Raw genomic sequence first — 25,551 nt, 5'->3', positions numbered from 1 at the left:
TCACCTGTCTCCCTACTACTGTATCCTACCATATTTTTACTAAAAACACTTGAAAAACCAGTCGAAAGTCTTAGAGAAATCATGCACGTTCTTTAGTAAACTATAAGAAAAGGGACAATAAGCAAAATATGCTTTTATCATAAATGAAGACAAAGGAGTGGAAAAAATGAAAAAAAGAATCCTCTATATCCTACTTGCCGGTATCGCAACACTTGCTGGAAAAAAAGTACTCGATCATAAAAAGAAAGAAGCACAGGTCGATCATCTGGATAAATACTGTGGAACTTGGTCATTTACAGATACCAGCCAAACACACCATGAACTGACCATTCATTCTGATTATTCTTTTTGGCTTGATGACCGTTCTTTAGGAACACTATTAGTCGAAGTTACTTCCGAAAAATTGATAGTTAGAGATCAGTACGGCTTTTACCTAACGTTTTCTTACAACGACATGTTACTGTACGATGAAGCAAACGATTCCGCTTATTTGTTATCAAAAAAATCATGATTATCCTAGCTTAGTAGATGATACACTGCCAATTACTTCATTAACGTACTTCTTTTTTATAAAAATAAAACGAAGGGTTTAGAAAATTGCTGTTTTCTAAACCCTTTGTCTCGTTTTACAAGTTTCATCCATGCAACTTCCTCTAGGTCACAACGATCGAACAAATTATGCTATGATAAGATCAAAGTACTTTTCAACTAGTGGCTATTTGATCACTGCACATCTCAAACAACTACTTGGAAAGATGGACGAACGATTGAATACGAAAAAAAAACCGACATTTCCGTCCTATTTTTTTCTCATAAAATAGTCAATTTGTGTTTTTTTTGTTACACTTACAAGTGATGGTTTCTTACCATGAAAGGATGATCGCATATGACACCAAACCGAGAAGATTATTTAAAAATCATTCTGGAATTAGGCGGTGACACAACTAAAGTCAACAATAAACAAATCGTTTCTAGCCTAGCAGTGTCACCTGCTTCAGTAAGCGAAATGATTTCTAAACTCGTCAAAGAAAAACTAGTCGAACACTCTCCTTACCAAGGTGTACAATTGACTGATAGTGGACTGATAAAAGCAAGTAGCCTGATACGTAAACATCGATTATGGGAAGTTTTTTTAGTCGAACATTTAGATTACAACTGGAATGAAGTCCATGACGATGCAGAAGTACTTGAGCATGTGACTTCTGAACAGCTTGCGGATCATTTAGAAAGTTATTTAAATCATCCTAAACATTGTCCTCACGGAGGCATTATTCCTGAAAAAGAACAGGTTGTCCATGAAGAGCGTCGTCAAACACTTGAATCCTATCCAGTCGGTACAAAAATTCGGATCGCTCGTGTCCTTGATGAAAAGGAATTATTAGACTATTTAGTCACAATCGATGTCAATATTGATGAAACTTATGAAATCACTGATGTAGCGGCCTATGAAGGACCAATCACCATCCAAAATAAAACCAAAAAAATTCCTGTCAGCTTTAAAGCCGCCAGCACAATTTTTGTCGATAAACTGTAAAGGAGATTACCCAAATAATGAATGAAAAAAACGTATTATTTACTATATTTGGCGGTACAGGAGATTTAGCACAACGTAAATTGTATCCTTCACTTTTTCGTTTATACAAAAAAGGTAACTTGAGTGAACATTTTGCTGTGATCGGTACAGCACGTCGTCCTTGGAGTGATGAACACTATCGTGAAGTGGTTAAAGGAACAATCGAAACATTAAATCCTTCTGCCGAAGAAGCCGAACGATTTGCTAGCCATTTTTATTATCAATCTCATGATGTCAATGATTCTTCTCATTACCAAACATTAAAAGAATTATCTGATCGTTTAGATGAAAAATACCACTTGAATGGTAATCGAATGTACTATTTAGCTATGGCTCCTCAATTTTTCGGCACGATCGTTTCACATTTGAAATCTCAGAAAATCATCACTGAAACTGGCTTCAACCGATTGATTATCGAAAAACCTTTTGGTTCTGATTTCAATTCTGCATTTGAATTGAATGAAAAAATTCGACAAGCCTTTCCAGAAGACGATATTTTCCGTATCGACCATTACTTAGGTAAAGAAATGATTCAAAATATCTCTGCGATTCGCTTTGCCAATAATATTTTTGAGTCTCAATGGAACAATCGTTACATCGACAACATCCAGATCACTTTTGGTGAAAGTTTAGGTGTCGAAGATCGTGGCGGCTACTATGACCACAGCGGTGCGTTAAAAGACATGGTCCAAAATCATATCCTTCAAGTGTTAGCATTACTCGCGATGGAACCGCCTGTTGCCTTTTCCGAAAAAGAAATCAGATCAGAAAAAATCAAAGCGTTAAAAGCTATTCGTATTTATGAAAAAAAAGAAGTCTTAGAAAATTTTGTACGTGGGCAATATGCTGCAGGTCAATTAGATGATCAGACATTCAAAGGCTACCGTGAAGAAGACAACGTTGATCCACAATCGACAACTGAAACATTTGTTGCTGGAAAATTTACGATCGATAATTTCCGTTGGTCTGGCGTACCGTTTTATGTACGTACTGGGAAACGTCTTACTGAAAAAGGTACACGAATCAATATTGTCTTTAAACAAGTACCTGTCAATGTATTTAAAACATCGATCGACGAACCTTGTAATGATCCAACGTTACCACCAAATGTTTTGACTATCTATATTCAACCAACAGAAGGTTTTTCATTTACATTAAATGGAAAAAAAGTTGGTCAAGGCTTCGCCACCGATCCAATCAAACTGGAATATCGCAATAGTGCTGAAATGGTCGAAAATAGTCCTGAAGCGTATGAAAAGCTTATGTTAGATGCATTGAACGGTGATAGCACCAACTTCTCTCATTGGGAAGAAGTCGCACAATCTTGGCATATCGTTGACGTGATCCGCCAAGTTTGGGATCAAGTACAACCAGATTTCCCAAATTATAAAGCTGGTTCTATGGGTCCTGAAGCAGCATTCGAGCTTTTAGAAAAAGACGGTTTCGAATGGATCTGGCAACCAGATCATTGGTACCGTGAACGCGGTAAATTGGATTAGTGACCAATTACTTGCTATTCGCTTAAAAATACTCTTTGATGTAATCATAACCACCCTTCAAAAGGGTGGTTTGCTCTAGGGCTATAAGCCCTTAACACCGGCCAGCGCCTAAAGACGCTGGCTTTCTCATTTCATGTTCAAGCCATATTGCCTTTGTCACTTTTGCCTACCTTTAAAAAGGTTTTTGTTCTACTCTCTAACCCTTAAAAGGGTCCTCGTATTCTCGAACGCTCAATTTATCTAGCGCTATATCATGTTTCTCTTGTTCTTGAATGTATTTCCTTATGGTCGCTTCATTCAATCCCACTGTGCTTACATAATATCCTTCTGCCCAAAAATGTCGATTGCCAAATTTATATTTTAAATTTGCATGTTTATCAAAAATCATCAATGCACTCTTTCCTTTAAGATAACCCATAAAACTTGACACGCTTATTTTTGGTGGGATACTCAATAATAGATGGACGTGATCTGGCATCATATGTCCTTCCAAGATTTCTACTCCCTTATACTTACATAGTCGTTTGATAATTTCTTGAATACTTGCTCGATATTGATTATAGATGATTTTTCTTCTATACTTTGGTGTGAATACAATGTGGTATTTGCACAGCCACTTTGTATGGGCTAAACTATTTGCTTTATTAGCCATTTCTTTTCCCTTCCTTTCGTTATCAATATGACCTGAACAATCATATTTTAACGATAGGAAGGGCTTTTTGGTAGAACCTTTTATTCCCCACCCGCATAGCAGGTGGTTTTCTGTTTCACTCGCTTTGCGAGCTCAACTTGGTCTAAAGACAATAATAAAAACAACCAAACACAAAATGTGTTTGGTTGTTTTTTACTAACTTTTATTCAAAACCTTCTGCGACTGCTTCTGGATAAAATTCTTCAACAAGTTGTGCGCAACGTCCGCATAAGTGTGGTAATTTTTCATCAGTTCCAACATCTTTACGGATTTGACGGCAACGATCACACGTTTCACCTTCTGCTTTTTCGACTAAAATCGCTACATCATCAAAGACTAAAGCATTTTCAGGCGCTTCAGTGTTTTCTGGCATAATCGTAAAGTAGTCTGGTGAGACGATCAATAACTGAGGAATGTCCGCAGCAACTGCTGTCAATAATTGATTCACTTGTTGATTCGGATAGATCGTTAATTTTGCTTCTAATGATTTTCCGATCAATTTACTATTTCTTGCTTCTTCTAGTGCTTTTAAGACTTTATCACGGAAATCCATGAAGGCCGCCCATGTATCTAACAACTCATCTTGGTTCGCATATTCAACATATCCTGGTAGCTCACTTAATTGAACATAAGCTTCTTCTTCTTTTAAGAATGACCAGATTTCCTCTGTTGTATGAGGAATGATTGGTGTCAATAATTTTGTTAATGAAACAGCTGTTTCGTAAAAAACAGTTTGCATACAACGACGTTGATGATCATTTTCTGCTTCAATATAAACAACATCTTTTGCAAAATCAAGATAGAAAGAAGAAAGATCAACTGTTAAGAAATTCATCACTGTGCGATAGATTTGCATAAAGTTATACTTATCATATCCTTCTTCACGAATTTCTTTGATGACTTGATTTAAACGAACTGTCATATATTTATCAACTGAACGACGATCTTCATACGCTACTGCATCTTTCTTAGGGTCAAAATCATCCGTATTTGCTAATAGGAAACGCATCGTATTTCGGATTTTCCGATAAACTTCAGCAACTTGTCCTAAAATATCCATAGACACACGAACATCTGCTTCGTAGTCCACACTAGATACCCATAGACGTAGAATATCCGCACCAAATTGTTTGATCACTTTATCTGGAACGATCGTATTGCCTAATGATTTACTCATTTTTCGACCTTCGCCATCTAACGTGAAGCCTTGGGATAAAACTGATTTGTATGGCGCAACACCATTGATCGCTACACTTGTAGTGATACTTGAATTGAACCAACCACGATATTGATCTGAACCCTCAAGATACATATCTGCTGGGAAAGATAACTCAGGGCGTTGACGTAAAACAGCTTCATGAGAAGAACCTGAATCAAACCAGACGTCCATGATATCTGTTTCTTTAGTGAATTCGCCATTTGGCGATCCTGGATGCGTAAAGCCTTCAGGCAGTAAATCCTTCGCTTCTTTTTCAAACCAAATGATTGAGCCATGGGCCGCAAATAATTCAGCGACATGTTCAATAGTCTCAGGTGTAATGATCGCTTCGCCATTTTCAGCATAAAAAATTGGTAGTGGGACGCCCCAAGCACGTTGGCGTGAGATGACCCAATCGCCGCGATCACGTACCATATTGTAAAGACGTGTTTTTCCCCATGGAATGATCCAATCAACTTTTTCCACTTCATCAAGAATATTTTGGCGGAAATCATTGATTGAAGCAAACCATTGTGGTGTTGCACGATAAATGACAGGTTTTTTAGTACGCCAGTCATGTGGGTAACTATGGGTGAAGAAATCCAATTTCAACAAGGCACCTTTTTCTTGTAATAGATCCGTGATCATTGGATTTGCTTTGTCATAAAAGATTCCTTCAAATCCAGGTGCTTCATCCGTAAATACACCTTTAGAATCAACGGGAGAAACAACAGGTAATTTGTAACGATTTCCTGCAATATAGTCATCTTCCCCATGTCCAGGTGCGGTGTGGACTAATCCAGTACCTGCATCCAAGGTCACGTGATCTCCTAAGATCACTAAAGATTCACGATCATAGAATGGATGTGACGCTGTCATGTATTCCATCTCTTGTCCTGCAAATTCTTTTAAGACTACGACTGTTTCCCAGCCAATTGCCTGTTGCACCGTTTCCATCAAATCTTTGGCAACAACAAATTTGCGACCATCAGCTTCTACTAAGACATACGTAAATGTTGGGTTTACAGCAATCCCTTGGTTAGCTGGCAATGTCCATGGTGTCGTTGTCCAAATAACGAAAGCAGTATCTTCTTCCAAAAGACCTTTGCCATCCTTCACAGTGAAAGCGACATAGATAGAAGGAGATTTGACATCTTTATATTCAATTTCAGCTTCAGCTAATGAGGATTCACTAGATGGTGACCAGTAAATTGGTTTTAATCCTTTGTAGATATACCCTTTTTCAGCCATTTTACCAAACACACGGATCTGTGCAGCTTCATAGGAAGGATCTAAAGTGACATAAGGATTTTCCCAATCACCAGCAACACCTAAACGTTTAAAGTCTTCCCGTTGTTTGTCTACTTGTGAAAGGGCGTATTCACGACATTTTTCCAAGTATTCAGCCATCGTCATTTCTTTTCTTTTGATTCCTTTGTTCGTCAATACTTGCTCGATTGGTAAACCATGCGTATCCCAACCGGGAACGTACGGCGCACGAAAACCAGACATTGATTTTGAACGGATGATGATATCTTTACTAATTTTGTTTAAAGAATGCCCTAAATGGATATTTCCGTTTGCATACGGAGGCCCATCATGAAGAATAAAGCTTGGTTTGCCTTCATTCAACGCTTGTCTTTGTTGATAGATTTGATTTTCTTCCCATTCTTTTTGCCACTCACCTTCACGGTTCGGCAAATTCCCACGCATAGGAAAACTTGTTTTTCCTAGTTGCAAGGTTTCTTTCATTTTCATACAAACACTCCTTAACTATAGTTTACAGAACGCAAAAAAGCATGTTCATCCTAGGGACGAACATGCCGTGGTACCACCCAAATTTAGTTACGATCGTAACTCTCGAAGACCGATAACGAGGTCAGCCGCTATTTCTTACTGTCGTTCAGAAATAAAGCAAGTAGAGGATCTTTCACTTTGCAGGGTCTTACCAATCTTACACTGTCATTGGCTCGCTTTAAGAATGTCAAAATGCTTTTCTGTTCTACTCTTCTTCGTATTCTCCAGGAATGATCGAAAGATCGATTGCTTGCGTATCAAAAGCAGTCACTGGAGACTCGTATACTCCTGTTTCAGAGTGTACATCACTTTCAATTTCATTGTCAAGCTGTTTTGCCAAAACTTCTTTGATTACTTCATGGCTGTCTGTTACATAACTCGAGAATGGTTGTAAGATTTCATCCCATTCTGGACTTTTCACTTGTTCAAGTTGTGATTCCAACATCAAGCTGATTCGTTGATGGAATACACGTGTTTTCTTTTTCAAATCTTCTGTTTCTGTAGCCAATTGTCTTGCTTTTTCAGTCGCATCTGTCAAGATACGGCGGGCTTTTTCTTCTGCATCCGTTGTTAATTGGTGTGCGCGTTTTTCAGCGTTTGCTACCATTTCGTCTGCTTTATTTTGTGCAGAAGTCACGATCACTTCTGATTCTTTACTTGCGCTTGTTTTTACTTTGTCGGCTGTATCTTGTGCCACGATAATCGATTGATTCAACGCATCTTTCAGTTCATTGAAGTATTCAAGTTTTTCTTCTGAATGCTTCACTGCTTTTTCTAACTCACGATTTCTTTGTGTTACTTCTTCGTAATCACGAACAACTAAATCTAAGAAATCATCTACTTCGTCTTGATTATATCCCCGCATTTTTGTTGGGAATGTTTTATTTTGAATATCTAATGGAGTTAAAGCCATGAGTAAACCACCTTCTTGTTTTATTTACGTAATACACCAAACAACACCCTGCACTTGTCTTTCTTTGTTTTCCCCTCAAGGTCTTGGATTTGTATTCTACCATATCCTCTGATCGAAACAATATCTAATAACTCAAGCAAAAAATCCGGTTTTGTATTTTCTGTCCAATTAACTTTTACTTTCCCCGATTCGATCAGCTGCTTTGAACGCTGTCTTGAAATATTATAAATTTCCGAAATCACACTATCCAGTCTAAGTGAACTGACCGTACCTCTTTCTTGAGTCCAGCTGTCTTTTGGCAAGATCATATCTGTGTAATTGATCTCCTCTAAGCGAACAGCCACTTTCCCGATTTTAGTCACTTGATTAACGACAAAATGATCGATTTCGTCTGCAATGAAAACTTGCCATCGGTCATCATCTGAAATAATATCACCGAAGTAAGAACGTTTAATCCCTGTGCCAACTAGTGTACCTAAAATCTTTCCATGACTCAAACTGGCAAATTTACTTGGGTAATGGATTTCATATAACGACATTTCAAAATCATCGTCAACTGGTTCATAGTAGTCTGGGAAAATCAAGCATCTTTTTCGTTCTGCTTGCTCATAGCCACCGTATAATTGAAAACGCAAGTCACTATTTTGGCGAATCAAGGTCTCTAAGATGTAACATTGTCTTGGATCAAGAAATTCTGTCAGATAAGGTGCATACTGACTTTGGACCTGTTCGATCCAATCTCCGACAGAGTCAATAAACGGACGTTCATCTACTCGGAAATGCTGATACACATTCGTATCCACTTGATTCCCTCCTATATATCCCTGGTTGTTCTACACTAAATAGCGAACGTAATCATCCATAAAACGATATGCTGCAATCCTTGGACAGCAAGATTTAAAATGACAATTGATGCTAAGACAGTAAAATCCATTGGTCCAAATCTTAAAGGCAAACGATCGAATAGGCTGATATATGGTTCACAAATCTTTGCTAATATACGTCCAAGGCTAGATTGATACCCTCCTGGAAACCAAGATAGTAACGCATAGACTACTAGGATCATGCTATAAAAGTATGCAGCACGTGAAATTAAATTAAGTAACATAAAAAGAATATAAATGTTTGCTCCTCCTCTTTACAGATCAAACATACTTCCATCTGCGAAAGATTGAGCCGTTGAACTATCGATTTCCAGACCAGCTGGTGTGCAAAGGAAAATCTCATCACCTACTCGTTTGATATCGCCGTCTAACGCATAGACTGTCCCTGTTAGGAAATCCACGATACGTCGAGCCTGCTTTTCTTCTACTAACCGAAAGTTGACTAATGTTGCTTCTCCCGCAATGATCCTTTTAGCAATCGTCATTGCTTCAGAGTAGGCACGAGGTTCCATCACTGTGATTTTTCCTGCTAACTGTGTGTTAGGTTGAACAGATGGTCTCGTTTGTCGTTGGTCTTTTTGCGTATTTTTTGTAGAAGTTTGATGTAATTCGATGACTTTTTTTGTTTCGTTCGTCGGCGCATTCTCACGACCAACCGGACGAGATGTCGTCGTTGGGCGTTGTTTTTTTTCAATCGGCTGTGAAACAGCTGGAGAATGTTGTTGATACTGTGTGTTTGATTTAGTTGGTTGCTTAGCAACCTGTTGTTGTTCAGGATAATCTTCGTATTCGTACTCTTCTTCATCAGCTAATCCGAAAAAATTAGCAATTGCTCCCCTGTTTAAAAGTGGCATTATTCTTCCTCCTCGTCTTTGAATAGCGCTGTTCCTACACGGATAAATGTAGCTCCTTCTTCAATTGCAAGTTGAAAATCTTGGCTCATCCCCATGCTCAGTTCGGTACATGGTGCATGTGTGTATTGTTTTGATTGGGCAAGATCACGCAATTCTCTCAGCGTTTCAAACACTTTACGAATTTGTTCAGCAGAAGCGTCCTTCGGTGCCATAGTCATAAGTCCCACTACCTGTATATTTGGATAGGCTGCTAAAGATTCTAAGAAAGGTAGAAGCTCCGCTGGTGAGATACCGTGTTTCGATACTTCACCAGACACATTGACTTCCACAAAACAAGCTAATTGTTTTTCTAATCTTTTTTGGATTTCTTCTGCTAATTTCAAACTGTCTAACGCATGAAAGTAATCAATTTCATTTACAATCAATTTTACCTTTCTGCGTTGTAAATTACCAATTAAATGCCACTTCACTTCAGAATATTTAAGCAAATCTTGTTTTTTTTGCAACAATTTATCGACACGATTTTCTGCACAATGTGTGACTCCAGCATTGATTAATTCTTCAGTTTGGAGTGATTCTACAGATTTTGTAACAGCTACTAATGTCACTTCTTTCGGGTCACGATGAACAAGAGCACACGAATCCTGAATGTCTTGCTTGATATTCTGCAAGTTGTCAGCAATCATGTGCTCTTCCTCCTTTTATTTTTTACGACGGAAAAACGGCGGTGTATTCAATTCGTCGTCACCTTTTGTTTTTGTTTCTTCACGATTGAATGTATCAAATTCTTTTTTCTCAATAGTTTCGTAATTAGACTCATCCACTTTTGGACGAACATTTTGTTCGCGACGGATGTCCCAATCACCAAAACTGCTTTCATCTTCAGCAGTAATTGGTTTTGCTTGGTCCATGTCTAGTCGATTGCTTTGAGCAGAAGATTGCGTTTGAGTTGACGTTTGTCTAGCTGGACGACTAGACTTTCGTTCCTTTTTTGTTTCATCAATACCTGTAGCAATGACCGTTACACGGATTTCATCGCCCATTTCTTCATTGATCGATGTACCTAAGATGATATTTACATCGCCAGTTGCTGCATTTGCTACGATATCTGAAGCATCTTGTGCTTCGAATAACGTCATATCCAAGCCACCAGTGATGTTCAATAGGACTTGTTCTGCCCCATCGATCGATGTTTCTAATAATGGAGAAGAGATTGCTTTCTTCGTTGCTTCGATCACGCGTTCTTCACCGCTTGCTACTCCGATACCCATCAAAGCAGTACCTTGGTTTGCCATGACTGTTTTTACATCAGCAAAATCCAAGTTTACGTAACCTGGTGCAGTGATTAGATCAGAGATACCTTGCACACCTTGGCGTAAGACATTATCTGCCTCACGGAATGCTTCAAGCATTGGTGTCTTTTTGTCAACGACTTCAAGAAGACGGTTGTTTGAGATGATCAATAATGTATCAACATTTTCTTTCAAACGTGCGATACCTTCCGCAGCGAAACGGCCACGTTTTGGTCCTTCAAATGTAAATGGACGAGTGACAACACCTACTGTCAATGCGCCTAATTCTCTAGCAATTCCAGCAACGATCGGTGCAGCACCAGTACCAGTTCCACCACCCATACCAGCAGTGATGAAGATCATGTCTGCGCCTTCTAATGCTTCACGTAAAGATTGTTCACTCTCTTCAGCTGCTTTTTGGCCAACTTCTGGTTGTGAACCTGCTCCTAAACCACGTGTGTATTTAGGGCCTAATTGGATCACTGTTTCAGCTTTTGAATTTTTTAATGCTTGAACGTCTGTGTTGGCAGTGATAAACTCAACACCTTTAACGTTTTCTTCAATCATACGGTTTACAGCGTTTCCGCCTCCACCACCGACGCCGATTACTTTGATGACTGCGCCGTCATTGATGTTATTATCAATTGAGAATTCCATGTTTTTTTCCTCCCACGATGATTAATCAAATATATTGGTAAAAAATCCTTTGATTTTACTTGTTACGTTTTCGCCAGAATTTTTTTCTTCTGGTTCTTCGTTATACATTGTTTCTTCTGCCACATCGTATTGTTCATATGATGTGTGAGCTTCCGGCTCATTGGTTGTATAATGAACAGGTGCTGATTCCCCCATAACAGCGATTTTAGCTAATTGGTATACTTCACTTAAATTCGCAGAGTAATCAACGATACTGATCACGTTTGTAAATACCGGATTTCTTAGACCCATTTGATTTGGTACATAAAGTTTCACGTTTACGCCAAATATTTCCTGTGCCAAATCAACGACACCTGGAAGGCTTGCTGCCCCACCAGTTAACACGATACCACCAGGCAGCTCTAATGCTTCGATTTGATCTAATGCTTCTTTTGCTTTATTGAAGATTTGTTCCATTCGAGCAGAGATCACTTCTGATAGGTAATGTTCATCGACTCGAACAGGTTCTGTTTGGCCAATCACATCTACCGGAAATTCTTCTTGCTCTGAGGTACGTTCTGGATAAGCATCCCCGTAATTTATTTTTAATGCTTCTGCATTGTTGAAGGAAGTATTTAAAACAATGGAGATATCTTTTGTGACAAATTCGCCACCTTCTTGATCTAGGCTCGTGAATTTCAACTGTTTGTCATGCATGACAGCTGTTGTTGTTTGTCCACCACCCATATCGATAACGATTGTACCAAAATCTTTTTCTCCATCTGAAAGAATTGATTCAGTCAACGCTAAAGGTGTGATCACTAATTCATTGACGATCAATCCCGCATTCTCAACACACTTACGAATGTTATGAATGATTGTTTTTGGTCCTGTAAATAATAGACCATACATTTCTAATCTGACACCGATCATCCCACGAGGATCTTTGATGCCTTCGAATCCATCTACCGTAAAGTCCTGTGGTAAAATTGACACGATTTGACGTTCAGGAGGTATTGAACGAACCAGTGCAGCTGAAGCCACATTGCGGACATCTTCATCGGTGATTTCTTTTGAATCTCCGTTTACTGCAATCATCCCTTGGCAGTTTTCTACTTCAAGCATGTTTGCTGGTAGACCCACGCTTACACTTTTGATTTGAATGCCGGCTTTTTCTTCTGCCTGACGCACTGCTCGCTGTATCGCTTGTACTGTTTTATCGATATCAACGATGATGCCTCGGTTAATCCCTTCTGATTTTGCGTTCCCTACTCCAATAATATTCATTTGGCTGTCGATATATTCAGCCACGACAACTTTGACAGATGTCGTTCCAATATCAAGGCCTACGTACATTCCTGTTTTTGCCATGAATGGGATTCCCTCCTACTTAACTATTCCATATACATGCGAACCAATAACGTCCGTTTTAAAAATATACTTTATAGATATATTCACTGTTTCCAATTTTACCATAAATTACCAGTTTTTAGAAAGTAGATTATCACATTTTACAGTGGTTTTCTTAATTTTCATCTAAACTTGACGAAGATGGGGTCGTATTTTCATTCGTTGGATTCATTTCGTCTTGATTCTCACTTATTTGAGGATCATCAACGCCTGTTTCTGGAGTAGAAGTTTGATCCGCACTTTGCGCACTTTCATCTGTACTTTCTTCTGATCCTTCTTCTGCTTCTTCGCTATTATTTGAGTAAGGGTAAGAAAAAATCCCTACTTCCATATCGATCACACCATTTTCTTTCATTTCACTAGCTACTTGCGCATAAAAATTCATTTGTGATGCTAAGTTAGTAATATTGACGATCACTTGATTGCCATCGTTCATATTCAGCTGGATCAAATTTTGATTCGTATTACGTGGCGTATATTTGATTTCCGAAATGGCTTTTTGTAACTCTGGAGATAGTTTATTATATTCTATTGCTAAATCTTTGATTTTTGTTGGGTCAGTAAATCCTTCTAGGATCGGAAGATTTTTTGTTGGACTTTCAACGGTCTCATCCAACACTGTTCCATCTTCGATCACAGGGCTATATTTTCCGTCCGTTAAAATCAAAGCAATCTCTTTATATTCAGTGACAGACAGATCAAATGTATTGACACTACTAAAACCGATCGTAGCAGATTTTATTCGAGGTTGCTCTTTTTTCAAATGATCGATGTAACTTTGGCGTTGCCAATACTGTCCCCAAATATGTTGATTCAATGCTAATTGCGTATCCTTCAATATTTCTTCTTTCGAAACAACTTCATTTCCGGAAATAGAAACACCCTCTAATTTGCTCAACGGGGAAACGTAATAAATCAAAAATAACAAAGGAATCAAAAGAATGGAAATGATTAAACTCAGCCTTTTGTATAAAACTTTGTTTCGATAATTTTTTAAATTAGGCAAGCGATCGATAAACGAACCATTATACGGTCCTCCGTCTTTCTTATGTTCGATTTCTTCATAGTCTAATAAATCATCTTCTTCAACAAGCAATTCTTCTTTTTCAGAAGAAATAGGATCTTTTTGTTCTTCTTCATGCTCGCTTTTTTCACTTGTTCCTGTCTGATGATCTGTTTTTTCTTTATGTTCTTCTAAGTATTTTCGGTTGGCCATTTGCCAAGGTGTCAGCGAGTTTTCATCGTTTGACTTCTCAGGCATTTTTTTTGTTTCTTTTTTCTTACTCATCTATGACCACCACCTTATTCTATGATTAACGATTTTGCTAGTTGGTACAAGCGCTCAGACGCATCCGGGATACCTAATGTTTTAGAGGCAGTTGACATGCTTTTTTGCAGTGTTTCATCTGTCATGATCTCATTTATCGCGGCACCCAACGAATCACCATCCAACTCTCCATCCGCAATCATCTTAGCCGCCCCAACTCGAACGAGACTCATCGCGTTTTTTGTCTGATGATCGTTTGTCACATAAGGACTTGGGATAAGGATCGCAGGTAACCCAAGTGCGGTCAGCTCAGCAATGGAGGTTGCCCCTGCTCGTCCGACCAATAGATCACTTGCCGCCATCACCGCTGCCATTTCATTGATGTAAGGTTGAATACTGATATTTGCTTTTGTTTCTCCTAACTTTTCCTTAATGCTTTGATAATAACGTTCTCCTGATGCATAAAGGATCTGATAATCCGTCGCTTCAAATGTATCCAAATAAGAAGTAACAGCTTGATTGATTTTTAATGCCCCTTGGCTTCCTCCAAAAATCAAGACTGTTTTCTTCTCAGGATCAAGATCAAATTTTTTTAGAATATCTGTTTTCATCGTATCTGCAACTTCTTGTGCTCGCGGGTTACCAATCAAAACTGATTTGTCCTCCGGAAAAAAGGTCGCTGCATCTTTAAAAGAAAGCGCGATTCGATCCACATAACGACTCAAAAATTTATTTGTCATCCCCGGCACACTATTTTGTTCATGGATGATTGTCGGAATCCCTAACTTAGCTGAGGCATACACAACTGCTCCAGAAACATAACCACCGGTTCCGATCACGATGTCTGGCTGAAATTCTTTTAGTATTTTTTTCGCTTGATGGATACTTTTTAAGAATAATTGGATCGTTTTGACATTAGCTAGTGAAAACTTTCGCTGAAATCCTTGGATCTCTAAGGTATGAAAAGGAATCCCAGTGGTTGGAACAATTTTGTTTTCCAAACCACGTTTTGCACCTACATACATAAACTCGGCGTTCGGCTCTTGTGTTTTCACATAATTGACGAAGGCTAGCGCGGGATAGATATGTCCACCGGTTCCTCCACCTGTTACCAAAATTTTCATAGTTATTATCGCTCGTTTCTACTTTTCTATTTTTAATTTTCTAACGGCTTCCATAAAGCGATCGCCACGGATCTCAAAATTAGGATATTGGTCCCAACTTGCATTGGCTGGTGATAATAAAACCACATCTCCTGGCTCGCTATTTTCTAAAGCTACAGGAACCGCAGCTTCCACAGACTCTGCGGTGCAGATCGTTGGTATGCCCGCTTTTTCACCAGCATCCTTCAATTTCTCTTTGGTTTCACCAAAAGTGATCAATCCCTTCACACCTTCAAGTGATGGAATGAGTTCATCAAAGCTATTGCCCCGATCAAGTCCACCGGCGATCAGAATCAATTTTTCTGGTTGAAATCCGCTTAATGCCATCTTGGTCGCTAAGATATTTGTGGCTTTCGAATCATTGTAAAATTTACGTCCTTGGACCTCACCGACATATTGTGTACGATGTGGTACGCCATGAAAATGACTCAATGTTTCTTTTATTTCTTCATTTGAGACATTATATTGTTTTGCAACAGTAATAGCTGCTAACGCATTTTCGACATTGTGTGCTCCTGGAACACCTATTTCTGAGATTTCCATGACTTTTTCTTTGTCGTAATAAATAACTCCCTCAAAAGAATAAGCACCTGTCTCTAAGACTTGATCTGTCGCAAAAGGTAACACTTTCGCTTTTGTTTTTTTACTTAGTTCCTGTAATTCTTTCTGATTCCAATTCAGTACAAGATAATCCTCTGACGTCATGTTTTTTTGCAAATGCCATTTAGCTTTAACGTAGGCTGGACGAGAGCCATGATAGTCGATATGTGCTTCGTAGATATTGGTGATCACTGCAATGTGGGGACGAAGATCAGTAATCCCCATCAATTGAAAACTTGAAAGTTCCATAACAATCTTGTCTTCCGGATTTGCTTCTTGTGCCACACTACTTGCAGGATAGCCAATATTACCAGCTAAACGAGTGATACCTGCTGATTTCCCCGCATTCAACAATAACCCAGTCATTGTTGTTGTCGTCGTTTTTCCGTTGGTGCCTGTTATGCCGATAATTGGGCATTCCGCTACTTCGTAAGCCAGTTCAACTTCCGTAATTACCGGAATACCCATTTCTTGAGCTTTTGCAACGAATGGATGTGTGTAAGGAATCCCTGGATTTTTGACCAGCATTGAAAATTTTTCATCTAATAATTCAATTGGGTGACTACCAGTCACTACTTTGATCCCTAAAGAAAGTAATTCTTGCGCTTCAGGATTTTCATCAAACGGTTTTCCATCATTAACGGTGACAAGTGCGCCCAGTTCATGTAATAACTTGGCCGCACTGAATCCACTTTTTGCTAATCCTAATACAAGGACTTTTTTATTTTCATAAGTTGTTATTTTTTTCATTCTCGTCATCTCCTACCATACGATCCACAATGTGATCAACGAAGTAATTACACTTGTTATCCAAAAGACAGTATCTATCTTCCATTCAGACCAACCACTCATCTCGAAATGATGATGGATTGGTGACATTTTAAAGATTCTTTTACCAGTCAATTTGAAAGAAGATACTTGTAACATCACGCTAGCTGTTTCGATGACATACATCAGACCGATCAATAGTAATGTCCATTCCTGATTGAGCATGATCGAGATTGCTGCTAATAATCCTCCTAATGCTAAGGAACCGACATCCCCCATGAATATTTTGGCAGGTTTGCGATTATAGACGAAAAACCCTAGTAAACCACCTAAAACACTCAAGCAGATAATTAAGACATCATACTGCTGTTGGTGCCAAGCGATAACTGCGTAGGTCAAAAAAGAAATACTTCCTAATCCAGCTACTAAACCATCAATACCATCTGTTAAGTTAACAGCATTGGAAAAACCAACTAACCAGAAAATCGCGAATAATCCGTACAACCAACTTAATGGAAGATCAATTCCAAAAAAATTCAGTGTTCCAGGGTATCCTTCACCACGATAAACGAGATAAAAGATGATCCCCCCAACAATTTGGCCAATCAATTTTTGCTTCGAGTTCAATCCCATATTTCTTTTCTTGAAGATTTTGATGAAATCATCTAAAAAACCAATTGCTCCGTATAGGGCAAGTACAAAAAGTAGGATGAAAAGAGTAGGCGTCAGCTGTTGTTGCCAAGCGCCTACCCAGATACCTGTCAAGAGCGCACTGACTAAAAACACCAATCCCCCCATCGTTGGAGTTCCGGCTTTTACATTATGCCATTTAGGTCCTTCCTCACGAATGGCTTGGCCTTGTTTTTTCATTTGAAAATAACCAATAAATAACGGCATTGTTGCAATCGTCATTGCACAACTACTCGCAATGGGAATTAATGTTTGTGTCAAATCCATGCTCTCTTCTCTCCTATTATTCTTTTAGATGGAAACTTAATGTTTCATCAGATATTTTTTCATAAGGTGCGAGGCTTTGTTCTGTACAGTAACCATCACCGTGGAACGTCACTTCGACACCAAGTATTTTTCCTAATTTCATGATATCTGCCTTTGACCAGCCTGTCACATCAGGCATCAATGCAGTACCACCACTATATAAAATCAATTTTTCTCCCGATATCAGCTCATCCCCATTTGCTGTGGATTGCGCTTCTACCTTATTTCCATCGCCGATGACTACTGGTTGCAAACCGCTCTTTTGTGCATCAGCAGCGGCAATATCAGGATTCAAATTACGATAGTCAGAGACAGTGATATTTTCCGTCTTTTTCTCTTCTGGCGTAGCTGTTTCAGCTTCTTTGAAATCCATTGCTCGTTTCAGTAATGGGTTCGCAATTTTTGCTAAAGCTGTGCGGTCATATGTCTTAGGATGTTTCATTGTCAGATAAAGGACATATTCGGGATCCTCAGCTGGTACCATTTCGACGATCGAATACAAATACGCGGTATCACCTGTTAGATAACCTCCTGTATCAGAAGCAATCTGGGCTGTTCCTGTTTTAGCTGCAATATTGTATCCCGGAACATTATATACTCCGTAAGCACTCCCGTAATTTTCATTTTCTATGACATCACGCATATACTCACGAACTTTTTCTGTCGTTTCTTTCGAAAATGGCTGTCCTAACACTTCCGTTTCAGTAGAAACTTCTTCTCCAGTATTTGGATCAACGATCTTACTGATATAACGTGGTTGGATCATCGTCCCGTTGTTGGCGATCGCGCTGAAAGCTTTCATCATTTGGAAATTCGTGACACCAATCGCTTGGCCATACGCACTCATCGCTTGGTCAACGATATTAGCAGTGGGTAAAGCACCCGCAACTTCATCATCCAACCCAGAGTGAGTACTTTGCCCAAATCCTAGTTTTTGCAAATAGTTATACCACTTACCACCTAAACGTTGTTCCAGCATTACCATTCCCACGTTACTAGACCATGAAAGAGCTTGACGCATGGTCAGTATTCCTTTTTTACCAAAGTCATGGTCATTGATCGTGGCATCAGCCACTTTGATCTGTCCGGATAGGAAAGATTCATTTTCATCAAATTTACCTTCTTCGATCGCTGCTGCTGTCGTGAAGACTTTGATCGTTGAGCCTGGTTCATAAGAATCTTGTACAAGGATGTTACGCCACACAGCATCTTCACCAGTCAACCCTTCCATCGTCTCAGGATTGAATGTCGGGCGTTGGCTCATCGCAGTGATCTCGCCTGTTTTAGCTTCCATCAATATCGCAGTCAATTCTTCAGGTTGGTATTCTTCATTGACTTGATCCATCAATGTTTCTAAGTAACTTTGCAGACGACTATCAAGGGTCGTATACACATCTTTACCGTCTGTTGCCTTTTCTTCTTCTGCTACAGTACCTGGTAATGGGTTTTGGAAATTATCTTTTTGATAGTAGATCTTTCCGTTTTGTCCACTCAAAATATCATTATAAGCAGATTCGATCCCAAGTCGGCCAACTAAACCATTTTCTTCTTCATCCGGTACCGCATAGCCAATAAAATGGGAAGAAAATACCCCACTAGGATACATACGTGCAGGATGGTTATCGAAATAAAGCCCAGTCACATCAGCTGCTTTCATCTCTGCTTCGATATTTTGTTTCGTTTCTTGGGTGATATTACGTCCATAATTCCCAAACTCTACTTGGTAGAGATTTTGCTCGGCTCCATCGCGTAGCACCTTCAAGGCTTTACTTTTTTCCATTGAAAGGTTTTTACTGATAATATCCGCAAGTGTATCGAAATCTTTTTCTTGTGCATATAATTTTTTGTTTCCAGTCGTGTATGTTTCGGAAAGAATCGCTTTGATCGAGTAAGACGTGGCATCTTCTGCTAGTGCCACCCCATTACGATCAAAAATCGTGCCTCGTTTTGCCTTGACCTCTTCACTACCTTGATAAAGCTGGTTCGTTTTTTCTTCTAGTGATGTGCCAGCCACATGTCCACCGATCACGATGTATGCAAAACGAACGGCAAATAAAAAGAACAATCCAATACTCGTAGCAAATAAAATGATACCTACTTTTTTGCGATTGTTCATCGGATTTAGATTTTTCTTTTCCATAAACCGCCGGAATTTATTTTTAAGACTCATTTACTTCACTTTCCTTAAATTGTCGTCATTGATTGACAACCCTTTTTCTTCTGCGATTTTTTTAACACGCTCGGTACGAGAAAGTTCACTTTTCTCTTGTTCCAAACTGATTTTTTCTTGATTTTTTTCATTATATTCAACCTGTAGCGCACCGATTTGCTTTTCCATACCACTGATATTGGTTCGTAACATCACTGTTAATACGCAAAGTGCGATGACAGAAAAAGCAATACACACTACTGCAAGCTTTTCAAAAATAGAGATTTGCTTCAAGCGTTTTGCTGGAGATTGAGGAAGAACGATTTCTTTCTCTGAGGGTGAATCTGGCAGAGGTTGCTCTGGTAGTTCAATTTCTTGTAAATCATATGGATATTGTTGGACTTTCTTTAGTTCTGCCATTCTTCTACTCCTCTTTCTCTCGTATTTTTTCAGCGATACGCAATTTTGCACTACGAGAACGATTGTTTTCTGCCAATTCTTCTTCAGATGGCAACATCGGTTTTCTCGTTATCACTTTTAATTCAGGTTGGAACTCATCAGGTACGACCGGCAACCCGGGTGGTAAATCTTTGACCGTACTATATTCTTTGAACATGTTTTTGACGATCCGATCTTCTAATGAGTGGAAAGTGATCACACTGATCCGGCCACCGACCTTCAATAAGCGGATTGCTTGTTCTAAGGAGGCTTCCTCCGCACCTAGCTCATCATTGACTGCAATTCGCACAGCTTGAAAAATGCGTTTTGCGGGATGACCGCCTTTTCGTCTTGCTGGGGCAGGAATCACCTGTTTGATGATTTCTACTAATTCCCCGGTTGTTTCAATCGGATGATCTTTTCTCACCCGTTCAATTTCTCTGGCAATTTGTTTTGAAAACTTTTCTTCTCCATAACGAAAGAAAATCTTTACTAATTCGTTGTAAGGATATTCGTTGATCACATGATACGCTGACAAAGGTGCCGATTGATCCATTCGCATATCCAAAGGCGCATCTTGATGATAACTGAATCCACGTTCTGCTTCGTCTAATTGTGGCGAAGACACGCCTAAGTCGTAAAGTATCCCATCGACCTTAGGTACGTATTCAGTCAAGCGCTCTTCAAGCTCACGGAAATTTGCTTTGATAAAAGTGACCATACCTTTTTCGACATACTCAGCCAAGCGGATTTTTGCGTGATCGATTGCTATTTGATCTTGATCAAACGCATAAAGATGACCCTCTGTATTCAGTTGGCTTAATAAGTATTCGCTATGCCCGGCTCCGCCGAGTGTACAGTCCACATAAATTCCGTTCGGTTTGATTGCAAGTCCATCTACCGTTTCTTTTAACATGACTGTATAGTGTTGAAATGTTTCAGTCATTGGTCAGCCTCTTCCTATTTCTTATAATCCGAAATCGATCATATTTTCAGCGATTTCATCAAAGTTTTCTTCCGCAGCTTCTGAAAATTCTTGCCATTTGGCTTCATCCCAAATTTCGATTCGGTTTGACACACCAACAATGACACACTCTTTCGTTATTGTTGCGTAGTTTCTTAATGTATTAGGGATGTTGATACGTCCTTGTTTGTCCAACTCACATTCTGTAGCTGCTGAGTAGAAAAAACGGACAAAGGTTCTAGCGTCTTTCTTTGCTAGGGGCATATCATTGAGTTTCGACTCTAATTCGTTCCATTCGCTCATCGGATAGCCAAAAAGACAGCCATCTAATCCACGAGTCAACACGAATTGTTCGCCTAATTCTTCGCGCAGTTTTGAAGGCACGATCAAGCGACCTTTTGCATCAATATTATGCCGAAATTCGCCCATTAACATCGAAACTACCCCCAATCCTCCACTAACTAAAATCAGTCTACCACAATCCCCCACTTTCTACCACCTTTTATGGGAAATCTGAGAATAACTTTTTGATTAGTAAAAAAAATTTTAACAATCAGGCTGCTAAAAGATTTTTTAAAGTCTTTTAACAGCCTGATTGCGCCATATTAGAGAAACGAAAGGATGTTTAGGACGATCAAAACGAGATACATGACTAAGGTCACCAAAAAAGTAAGACGCCAAGTCATTTTGAAATAACGTGAATACACAAGTTCGTCATAGTAATAAGCTTGGAATATCGCGATACAGATTGCCATTAAAAGGATGGTGATCAATAAAAAGGGCAAAAATGAAGACGTAGCGGTATTACGAGACAATGCGTGGATGCCTCCCCACAAAAAAGGAACGGCTAAATCAGGTGCTTTGACTTTGAAACGACGAGTCAATGCAAATATTTTTACTAGAAATTGACAACCAAAAATCACGATTGCCGGAAAGATGTACCAAAACAATACAAGTGGTGAAAAACTGCCCATTCGACAAATCTCCTTTTTTATCGTTGCGTTCAGTATACGTGATTTAGTTTACACAACGATTTCATTTAGTTTAAATTTATACTGTTTTATTATTTTGTTGCAGCCGTTTTTTGACAAATCAAGATTGATAATCAGTGGGTAGTCTCTTTCAATGTGTTCTTTTCAAGAATTGGTTATAATAGAAGAAAGAAGTATTGAGGAGGTTCCCAATGATAAAGTATTTCACACTTGAAGACCAGAAATTGGTTGATTCAATGGAAGAAACGGCTGAAACCATTTGGTATTGTGTCGAGCGACCAACAGAAGAAGAAATCAATCAATTGATCAAACAGTTCCAAATACCTAAAGATTACCTCACGTCTGTCTTAGACGATGCAGAAAACTCCCGGGTAGAAGAATTTAATCAAGAAAAGCTTACAAAACCAGCATTGGTATTATTGCAATACCCTTTTCCAAAAACTAGTCCTAGCGGATATTTCCAAGTAGATACTTATCCGTTTTCGATTATTCTCACGCCCAAAAAGAAGCTTATCACAATTACGAATCACGAACCACTTTTTTTGAAAAAAGTCTTTCATCAAACGTTTCAAAGAAACGATCTTTCGACAACTCTAAATATTTTTATGCAGTTACTTTGGCAGATCACTCAGTCCTATAACACTTATCTCTCTACCTTACTTGCACAATGTGATTTGTTGGAGACACAACTAAAAGTTTCAACTGAGAATAAACAATTGTATCAAATCATGGATATCCAAAAAAGCTTGGTTTATTTCAAAGAAGCGACTGCCTCGAATCTTGAAGCGTTGCAACAATTAGCCGAGAACCAATCGGTAAAAAATAATCACGCGATGATGAATCACCTCAGAGACGTGATCATCGAAACAGAACAAGCAAAGACCACCGCTCGTATCCGCTTGAAGCTTGTCGAACAGATGAACCAAACTTTTTCTGCCATCATTTCAAACAACTTGAATAATATTATGAAAATTTTAACTTCTTTAACGATTATCCTAACGATTCCAACAATCATTGGAAGTATTTATGGTATGAATATTAAACTACCAATTGCCGAAAGGGATGATGCTTTTCTTTGGTTGATACTATTGACCGTGATCATTTCACTTCTGACTACTTATTATTTGAAAAAAGGTAAGTTTTTATAGAGATGCCCTCTTGTAGAATCAGTGAAAAGCATGTAAAATCAAGTTAACAATAATAAATCGAGGTAATCACGATGCGAGAAAAAAAACAAACAAGCACTTTTGCGAAAGTCACAAAATTAGTGATTTGGACAATGTTGATTTTGACAATCGGTTCAGTCGTTCTAACTGCTGTAATCAGTGTCATGTAAAAATAATGGAGGTTGCGCCAAATTTGGCGCAACCTCCATTTCCTGTTATTAGCTATTATCATCAAGAGTCTGTCACATTGGTTACTACATACTTAAACTAACCTCTTTTTTGTTTGTTCTTGGTTGCTGGCTTGCTTGATTCGATATATTTTTATGTTGGCTTTTTACTCTCGCATCACTTGTTAGCATCGCAAAACTTTTCTTATTTTCATTATGAAATCTGGTCACTGACTGTGTAGACTGACTCGCCTGTTCTTCTCTCAATCTAAACTCTGAAGTTGGACTGTCTTTGGTCTGGGATGAAGGAGCTTGCTGTAAATCTTTCAAAAAATCCTTCAATTCTGCGGGAAAATTCTGTCCATCCGATGATTCTATCATTTTTAAAATATATTCACCTGTCGGCGTATCTTTTAAATCAATAGTTTTTTGATTCGCTAAGCTGTTATACAGATCCTGTGATTTATTTTGAGACGGTTGCGTAGGAATCGCTTGTTGATATATTGTAGCCTTAGAACGATAGAGCTGTGCTTGCTCTCTGAACTTGATTAGACTTTCTCCTACACCGTGTGTCAAGCTTTCTTCGTTTTCACCTCTTACATTTTTTGCTTCAAATACAGGATTATCATTGAGATTGCGCAGTTTAACTGTGTCAACTTCTTTTCCTCCATGCGTTGTAAAACTGACCTCTGAATTCGGATCATCTTTTGTTTGGGATGAAGAGGCTTGCTGTAAACCTTCTACAAATTTCTTTGTCATTCCCTGATTTTCCATATAGGTTGTCCGATTACGTGAGTCTGTTCCCTGATTTCGCTTGGATGGTCTTGCTTCAAACTTAGATATGTGATCATTTTGAATACTCTTCAAACTTTGCATTGCCTTATCCTGTAGTTCAATCGTCGATTTCTGAGTTGTATCTACACCTTCCTGTGACAAGTGATTCTTTCCTTTTTGCCAGGACGCTATTCCAGTGCTTGTTGGCTCATTTTCTTCTCGCAATCTAAAATCTGAATTTGGACTATCTTTTGTTTGCGATGAATAGGCTTTTTGTAATCCATCCAAAAATCCCTTTAAAATTTCCTGATTTTCCATATTGGTTGTTCGATTACGTGAGTCTGTTCCCTGATCTAGCTTGGATGGTCTTGCTTCAAACTTAGGGATTTCATAAACAAAAGAAGTCTCATCTTTTTGAATTCTACTTGTATGATTTACTATCTGATCATGTAGTCCACTTGCATCTTTCTTAATTGCATCTACATCTTCCTGTGACAAGTGAAACTTTTCTTCTTGCCAGGAAGTCATCCCATTATTCGTTAGCTCATTGTCTTTTGTTTGGGATGTCTGCTCATGGTTGGATGATCTTACTTCAGACTTAAACATTTCATCTTTTTGAATACTATTCAGAATTTTTACTCTCTGATCATGTAGCTCACTTGTGCCTTTCTTAATTAAATAGGAGGCTTCCTTGGAGAGCGCACGGCGATGTCTTGGATTGATCTGTCTACTTCCATTTAGGGATTGTTGCAATACATCACTTGTATTGCGAGATGTATTGCCCTTATGTTCACTAGATTCTTTACGTTTAAATTTCAATGCCTTTTTAGGAACGTACTCACTATTAAAATGTTTAGGAACCGTACCTGTCACATTAGCTAGCCCATTTGATGCTAGAACGTTTTGATCTATACTGACTTGAGGAATTCTCTGTACTACATTACGATAGCTTTGAGTTGCATTTGCTCTAGTATTTAAATCATACGAAGGACTTTCTTGATTTCTTTCTCCAAATGAGGTGCGCGCATTTCCTGCAACTCGATCATTCCTTTGATTAATCGGCTGTAGTGTTGTATTTTGAAGAATACCTGTCGAATAATAAAGATAAGTAACAATTGGGTTTGCTCTCACATTTAGGGATTCATTCCCCATGCGAATAGCTAATCTATTCAGATCTTTTTGAGTATTTGTCTTATTAGCGTCATGCATTCGATTAATGAACTTTCCACCTGTTTCTCTGAAATCAATTCCTGGCATATCTTACACTCCTCGCATTTTTATGTATTTGTTTTGTTCCATTCCTTTTTCTTAGAAAAACTTCTAAAAGTGTACGTTCCTAAATCACCCATTTACAAAAAAT

Annotated in this window: 24 protein-coding genes; 5 read left to right on the top strand and 19 right to left on the bottom strand. The window is 38.7% G+C overall.

Annotation, left to right across the window (positions count from 1 at the left end; translation table 11 throughout):
- Window positions 1–166: 166 nt before the first annotated feature.
- From IGK77_RS04345 to zwf, 3 genes are all read left to right on the top strand, one after another.
- A complete protein-coding gene (locus IGK77_RS04345) occupies window positions 167–511 on the top strand; it encodes a DUF4828 domain-containing protein (RefSeq protein WP_071865939.1) in 345 nt (114 codons plus the stop codon).
- Between the two features lie 375 nt (window positions 512–886).
- The gene (locus IGK77_RS04340) at window positions 887–1,534 is read left to right on the top strand and encodes a metal-dependent transcriptional regulator (protein ID WP_071865938.1); all 648 of its coding nucleotides are present in this window, start codon (window positions 887–889) and stop codon (window positions 1,532–1,534) included.
- 14 nt (window positions 1,535–1,548) lie between these two features.
- Window positions 1,549–3,072: a glucose-6-phosphate dehydrogenase gene (gene zwf / locus IGK77_RS04335; RefSeq protein ID WP_177187671.1), complete on the top strand. Its 1,524-nt coding sequence runs from the start codon at window positions 1,549–1,551 to the stop codon at window positions 3,070–3,072.
- Window positions 3,073–3,268: 196 nt separating this feature from the next.
- Here zwf and tnpA read toward each other — a convergent pair whose 3' ends face one another.
- The 18 genes from tnpA to IGK77_RS04245 all read right to left on the bottom strand — a co-directional run bounded on the left by tnpA (window position 3,269) and on the right by IGK77_RS04245 (window position 22,066).
- Window positions 3,269–3,724 (bottom strand): IS200/IS605 family transposase, encoded by a 456-nt coding sequence (gene tnpA / locus IGK77_RS04330; RefSeq protein WP_100917284.1) that lies wholly within the window; start codon window positions 3,722–3,724, stop codon window positions 3,269–3,271.
- Window positions 3,725–3,926: 202 nt separating this feature from the next.
- Window positions 3,927–6,719 (bottom strand): isoleucine--tRNA ligase, encoded by a 2,793-nt coding sequence (gene ileS / locus IGK77_RS04325; RefSeq protein ID WP_074800193.1) that lies wholly within the window; start codon window positions 6,717–6,719, stop codon window positions 3,927–3,929.
- A 244-nt stretch (window positions 6,720–6,963) separates the two neighbouring features.
- On the bottom strand, window positions 6,964–7,671 hold the full coding sequence (locus IGK77_RS04320) for a DivIVA domain-containing protein (RefSeq protein WP_019722916.1): 708 nt from the start codon (window positions 7,669–7,671) through the stop codon (window positions 6,964–6,966).
- A gap of 20 nt (window positions 7,672–7,691) precedes the next feature.
- Window positions 7,692–8,474, bottom strand: coding sequence for an RNA-binding protein (locus tag IGK77_RS04315; RefSeq protein WP_065095675.1), 783 nt, complete (start codon window positions 8,472–8,474; stop codon window positions 7,692–7,694).
- Window positions 8,475–8,509: 35 nt separating this feature from the next.
- Window positions 8,510–8,779, bottom strand: coding sequence for a YggT family protein (locus tag IGK77_RS04310; protein WP_071865935.1), 270 nt, complete (start codon window positions 8,777–8,779; stop codon window positions 8,510–8,512).
- Between the two features lie 30 nt (window positions 8,780–8,809).
- Window positions 8,810–9,409, bottom strand: a complete 600-nt coding sequence (locus IGK77_RS04305; protein ID WP_065095674.1) for a cell division protein SepF — start codon at window positions 9,407–9,409, stop codon at window positions 8,810–8,812.
- Complete coding sequence (locus IGK77_RS04300; RefSeq protein WP_071865934.1) at window positions 9,409–10,095, bottom strand: YggS family pyridoxal phosphate-dependent enzyme; 687 nt, start codon at window positions 10,093–10,095, stop codon at window positions 9,409–9,411. The genes IGK77_RS04305 and IGK77_RS04300 overlap by 1 nt, the downstream gene beginning before the upstream one ends.
- A 15-nt stretch (window positions 10,096–10,110) precedes the next feature.
- Window positions 10,111–11,358 (bottom strand): cell division protein FtsZ, encoded by a 1,248-nt coding sequence (gene ftsZ, locus IGK77_RS04295; protein WP_010735977.1) that lies wholly within the window; start codon window positions 11,356–11,358, stop codon window positions 10,111–10,113.
- A gap of 21 nt (window positions 11,359–11,379) precedes the next feature.
- Complete coding sequence (gene ftsA / locus IGK77_RS04290) at window positions 11,380–12,708, bottom strand: cell division protein FtsA (protein ID WP_074800190.1); 1,329 nt, start codon at window positions 12,706–12,708, stop codon at window positions 11,380–11,382.
- 154 nt (window positions 12,709–12,862) lie between these two features.
- The gene (locus tag IGK77_RS04285) at window positions 12,863–14,035 is read right to left on the bottom strand and encodes a cell division protein FtsQ/DivIB (RefSeq protein ID WP_074800187.1); all 1,173 of its coding nucleotides are present in this window, start codon (window positions 14,033–14,035) and stop codon (window positions 12,863–12,865) included.
- A 14-nt stretch (window positions 14,036–14,049) separates the two neighbouring features.
- Window positions 14,050–15,138: an undecaprenyldiphospho-muramoylpentapeptide beta-N-acetylglucosaminyltransferase gene (gene murG, locus IGK77_RS04280; protein ID WP_071865931.1), complete on the bottom strand. Its 1,089-nt coding sequence runs from the start codon at window positions 15,136–15,138 to the stop codon at window positions 14,050–14,052.
- Between the two features lie 18 nt (window positions 15,139–15,156).
- Window positions 15,157–16,527, bottom strand: a complete 1,371-nt coding sequence (gene murD / locus IGK77_RS04275) for a UDP-N-acetylmuramoyl-L-alanine--D-glutamate ligase (protein ID WP_071865930.1) — start codon at window positions 16,525–16,527, stop codon at window positions 15,157–15,159.
- A gap of 12 nt (window positions 16,528–16,539) precedes the next feature.
- Window positions 16,540–17,502, bottom strand: coding sequence for a phospho-N-acetylmuramoyl-pentapeptide-transferase (gene mraY, locus IGK77_RS04270; protein ID WP_066026042.1), 963 nt, complete (start codon window positions 17,500–17,502; stop codon window positions 16,540–16,542).
- Between the two features lie 16 nt (window positions 17,503–17,518).
- The gene (locus IGK77_RS04265; RefSeq protein ID WP_074800183.1) at window positions 17,519–19,711 is read right to left on the bottom strand and encodes a penicillin-binding transpeptidase domain-containing protein; all 2,193 of its coding nucleotides are present in this window, start codon (window positions 19,709–19,711) and stop codon (window positions 17,519–17,521) included.
- Entirely contained in the window at window positions 19,712–20,110 is a 399-nt protein-coding gene (ftsL, locus tag IGK77_RS04260; protein ID WP_010735984.1) for a cell division protein FtsL, read from the bottom strand.
- Window positions 20,111–20,114: 4 nt separating this feature from the next.
- Entirely contained in the window at window positions 20,115–21,074 is a 960-nt protein-coding gene (rsmH, locus tag IGK77_RS04255; protein ID WP_065095669.1) for a 16S rRNA (cytosine(1402)-N(4))-methyltransferase RsmH, read from the bottom strand.
- A gap of 21 nt (window positions 21,075–21,095) precedes the next feature.
- Window positions 21,096–21,527: a division/cell wall cluster transcriptional repressor MraZ gene (gene mraZ, locus IGK77_RS04250; protein WP_029594184.1), complete on the bottom strand. Its 432-nt coding sequence runs from the start codon at window positions 21,525–21,527 to the stop codon at window positions 21,096–21,098.
- 170 nt (window positions 21,528–21,697) lie between these two features.
- Complete coding sequence (locus tag IGK77_RS04245) at window positions 21,698–22,066, bottom strand: DUF3397 domain-containing protein (protein WP_071865927.1); 369 nt, start codon at window positions 22,064–22,066, stop codon at window positions 21,698–21,700.
- A gap of 209 nt (window positions 22,067–22,275) precedes the next feature.
- Between IGK77_RS04245 and IGK77_RS04240 the strand changes: the two genes are divergently transcribed.
- Both IGK77_RS04240 and IGK77_RS04235 read left to right on the top strand, forming a co-directional pair.
- Window positions 22,276–23,232, top strand: a complete 957-nt coding sequence (locus IGK77_RS04240; RefSeq protein WP_010735988.1) for a magnesium transporter CorA family protein — start codon at window positions 22,276–22,278, stop codon at window positions 23,230–23,232.
- 71 nt (window positions 23,233–23,303) lie between these two features.
- Window positions 23,304–23,420, top strand: a complete 117-nt coding sequence (locus IGK77_RS04235) for a DUF4044 domain-containing protein (RefSeq protein WP_010735989.1) — start codon at window positions 23,304–23,306, stop codon at window positions 23,418–23,420.
- An 84-nt stretch (window positions 23,421–23,504) separates the two neighbouring features.
- Here IGK77_RS04235 and IGK77_RS04230 read toward each other — a convergent pair whose 3' ends face one another.
- Window positions 23,505–25,448 carry a hypothetical protein gene (locus tag IGK77_RS04230; protein ID WP_074800180.1) on the bottom strand — a complete coding sequence of 648 codons (1,944 nt, stop codon included), beginning with the start codon at window positions 25,446–25,448 and terminating at the stop codon, window positions 23,505–23,507.
- Window positions 25,449–25,551: the final 103 nt, after the last annotated feature.

This window comes from Enterococcus sp. DIV0806c (assembly GCF_051710905.1).
In the GTDB taxonomy this organism is placed as follows: domain Bacteria; phylum Bacillota; class Bacilli; order Lactobacillales; family Enterococcaceae; genus Enterococcus_B; species Enterococcus_B mundtii.
The sequence above is the reverse complement of the archived record's forward strand: the minus strand, read 5'-3'. Positions and strand labels throughout refer to the sequence as shown.

Bases quoted from the DNA above. Each gene is read 5' to 3' on its own strand.
- murG (WP_071865931.1), bottom strand. From the start codon at position 15,138: ATGAAAATTTTGGTAACAGGTGGAGGAACCGGTGGACATATCTATCCC.
- ftsZ (WP_010735977.1), bottom strand. From the start codon at position 11,358: ATGGAATTCTCAATTGATAATAACATCAATGACGGCGCAGTCATCAAA.
- IGK77_RS04340 (WP_071865938.1), top strand. From the start codon at position 887: ATGACACCAAACCGAGAAGATTATTTAAAAATCATTCTGGAATTAGGC.
- rsmH (WP_065095669.1), bottom strand. From the start codon at position 21,074: ATGACTGAAACATTTCAACACTATACAGTCATGTTAAAAGAAACGGTA.
- IGK77_RS04345 (WP_071865939.1), top strand. From the start codon at position 167: ATGAAAAAAAGAATCCTCTATATCCTACTTGCCGGTATCGCAACACTT.
- ileS (WP_074800193.1), bottom strand. From the start codon at position 6,719: ATGAAAATGAAAGAAACCTTGCAACTAGGAAAAACAAGTTTTCCTATG.
- IGK77_RS04300 (WP_071865934.1), bottom strand. From the start codon at position 10,095: ATGATTGCTGACAACTTGCAGAATATCAAGCAAGACATTCAGGATTCG.
- mraY (WP_066026042.1), bottom strand. From the start codon at position 17,502: ATGGATTTGACACAAACATTAATTCCCATTGCGAGTAGTTGTGCAATG.
- IGK77_RS04310 (WP_071865935.1), bottom strand. From the start codon at position 8,779: ATGTTACTTAATTTAATTTCACGTGCTGCATACTTTTATAGCATGATC.
- IGK77_RS04235 (WP_010735989.1), top strand. From the start codon at position 23,304: ATGCGAGAAAAAAAACAAACAAGCACTTTTGCGAAAGTCACAAAATTA.
- IGK77_RS04240 (WP_010735988.1), top strand. From the start codon at position 22,276: ATGATAAAGTATTTCACACTTGAAGACCAGAAATTGGTTGATTCAATG.
- ftsL (WP_010735984.1), bottom strand. From the start codon at position 20,110: ATGGCAGAACTAAAGAAAGTCCAACAATATCCATATGATTTACAAGAA.
- mraZ (WP_029594184.1), bottom strand. From the start codon at position 21,527: ATGTTAATGGGCGAATTTCGGCATAATATTGATGCAAAAGGTCGCTTG.
- IGK77_RS04285 (WP_074800187.1), bottom strand. From the start codon at position 14,035: ATGAGTAAGAAAAAAGAAACAAAAAAAATGCCTGAGAAGTCAAACGAT.
- ftsA (WP_074800190.1), bottom strand. From the start codon at position 12,708: ATGGCAAAAACAGGAATGTACGTAGGCCTTGATATTGGAACGACATCT.
- murD (WP_071865930.1), bottom strand. From the start codon at position 16,527: ATGAAAAAAATAACAACTTATGAAAATAAAAAAGTCCTTGTATTAGGA.
- IGK77_RS04230 (WP_074800180.1), bottom strand. From the start codon at position 25,448: ATGCCAGGAATTGATTTCAGAGAAACAGGTGGAAAGTTCATTAATCGA.
- tnpA (WP_100917284.1), bottom strand. From the start codon at position 3,724: ATGGCTAATAAAGCAAATAGTTTAGCCCATACAAAGTGGCTGTGCAAA.
- IGK77_RS04320 (WP_019722916.1), bottom strand. From the start codon at position 7,671: ATGGCTTTAACTCCATTAGATATTCAAAATAAAACATTCCCAACAAAA.
- IGK77_RS04245 (WP_071865927.1), bottom strand. From the start codon at position 22,066: ATGGGCAGTTTTTCACCACTTGTATTGTTTTGGTACATCTTTCCGGCA.
- IGK77_RS04265 (WP_074800183.1), bottom strand. From the start codon at position 19,711: ATGAGTCTTAAAAATAAATTCCGGCGGTTTATGGAAAAGAAAAATCTA.
- IGK77_RS04305 (WP_065095674.1), bottom strand. From the start codon at position 9,409: ATGCCACTTTTAAACAGGGGAGCAATTGCTAATTTTTTCGGATTAGCT.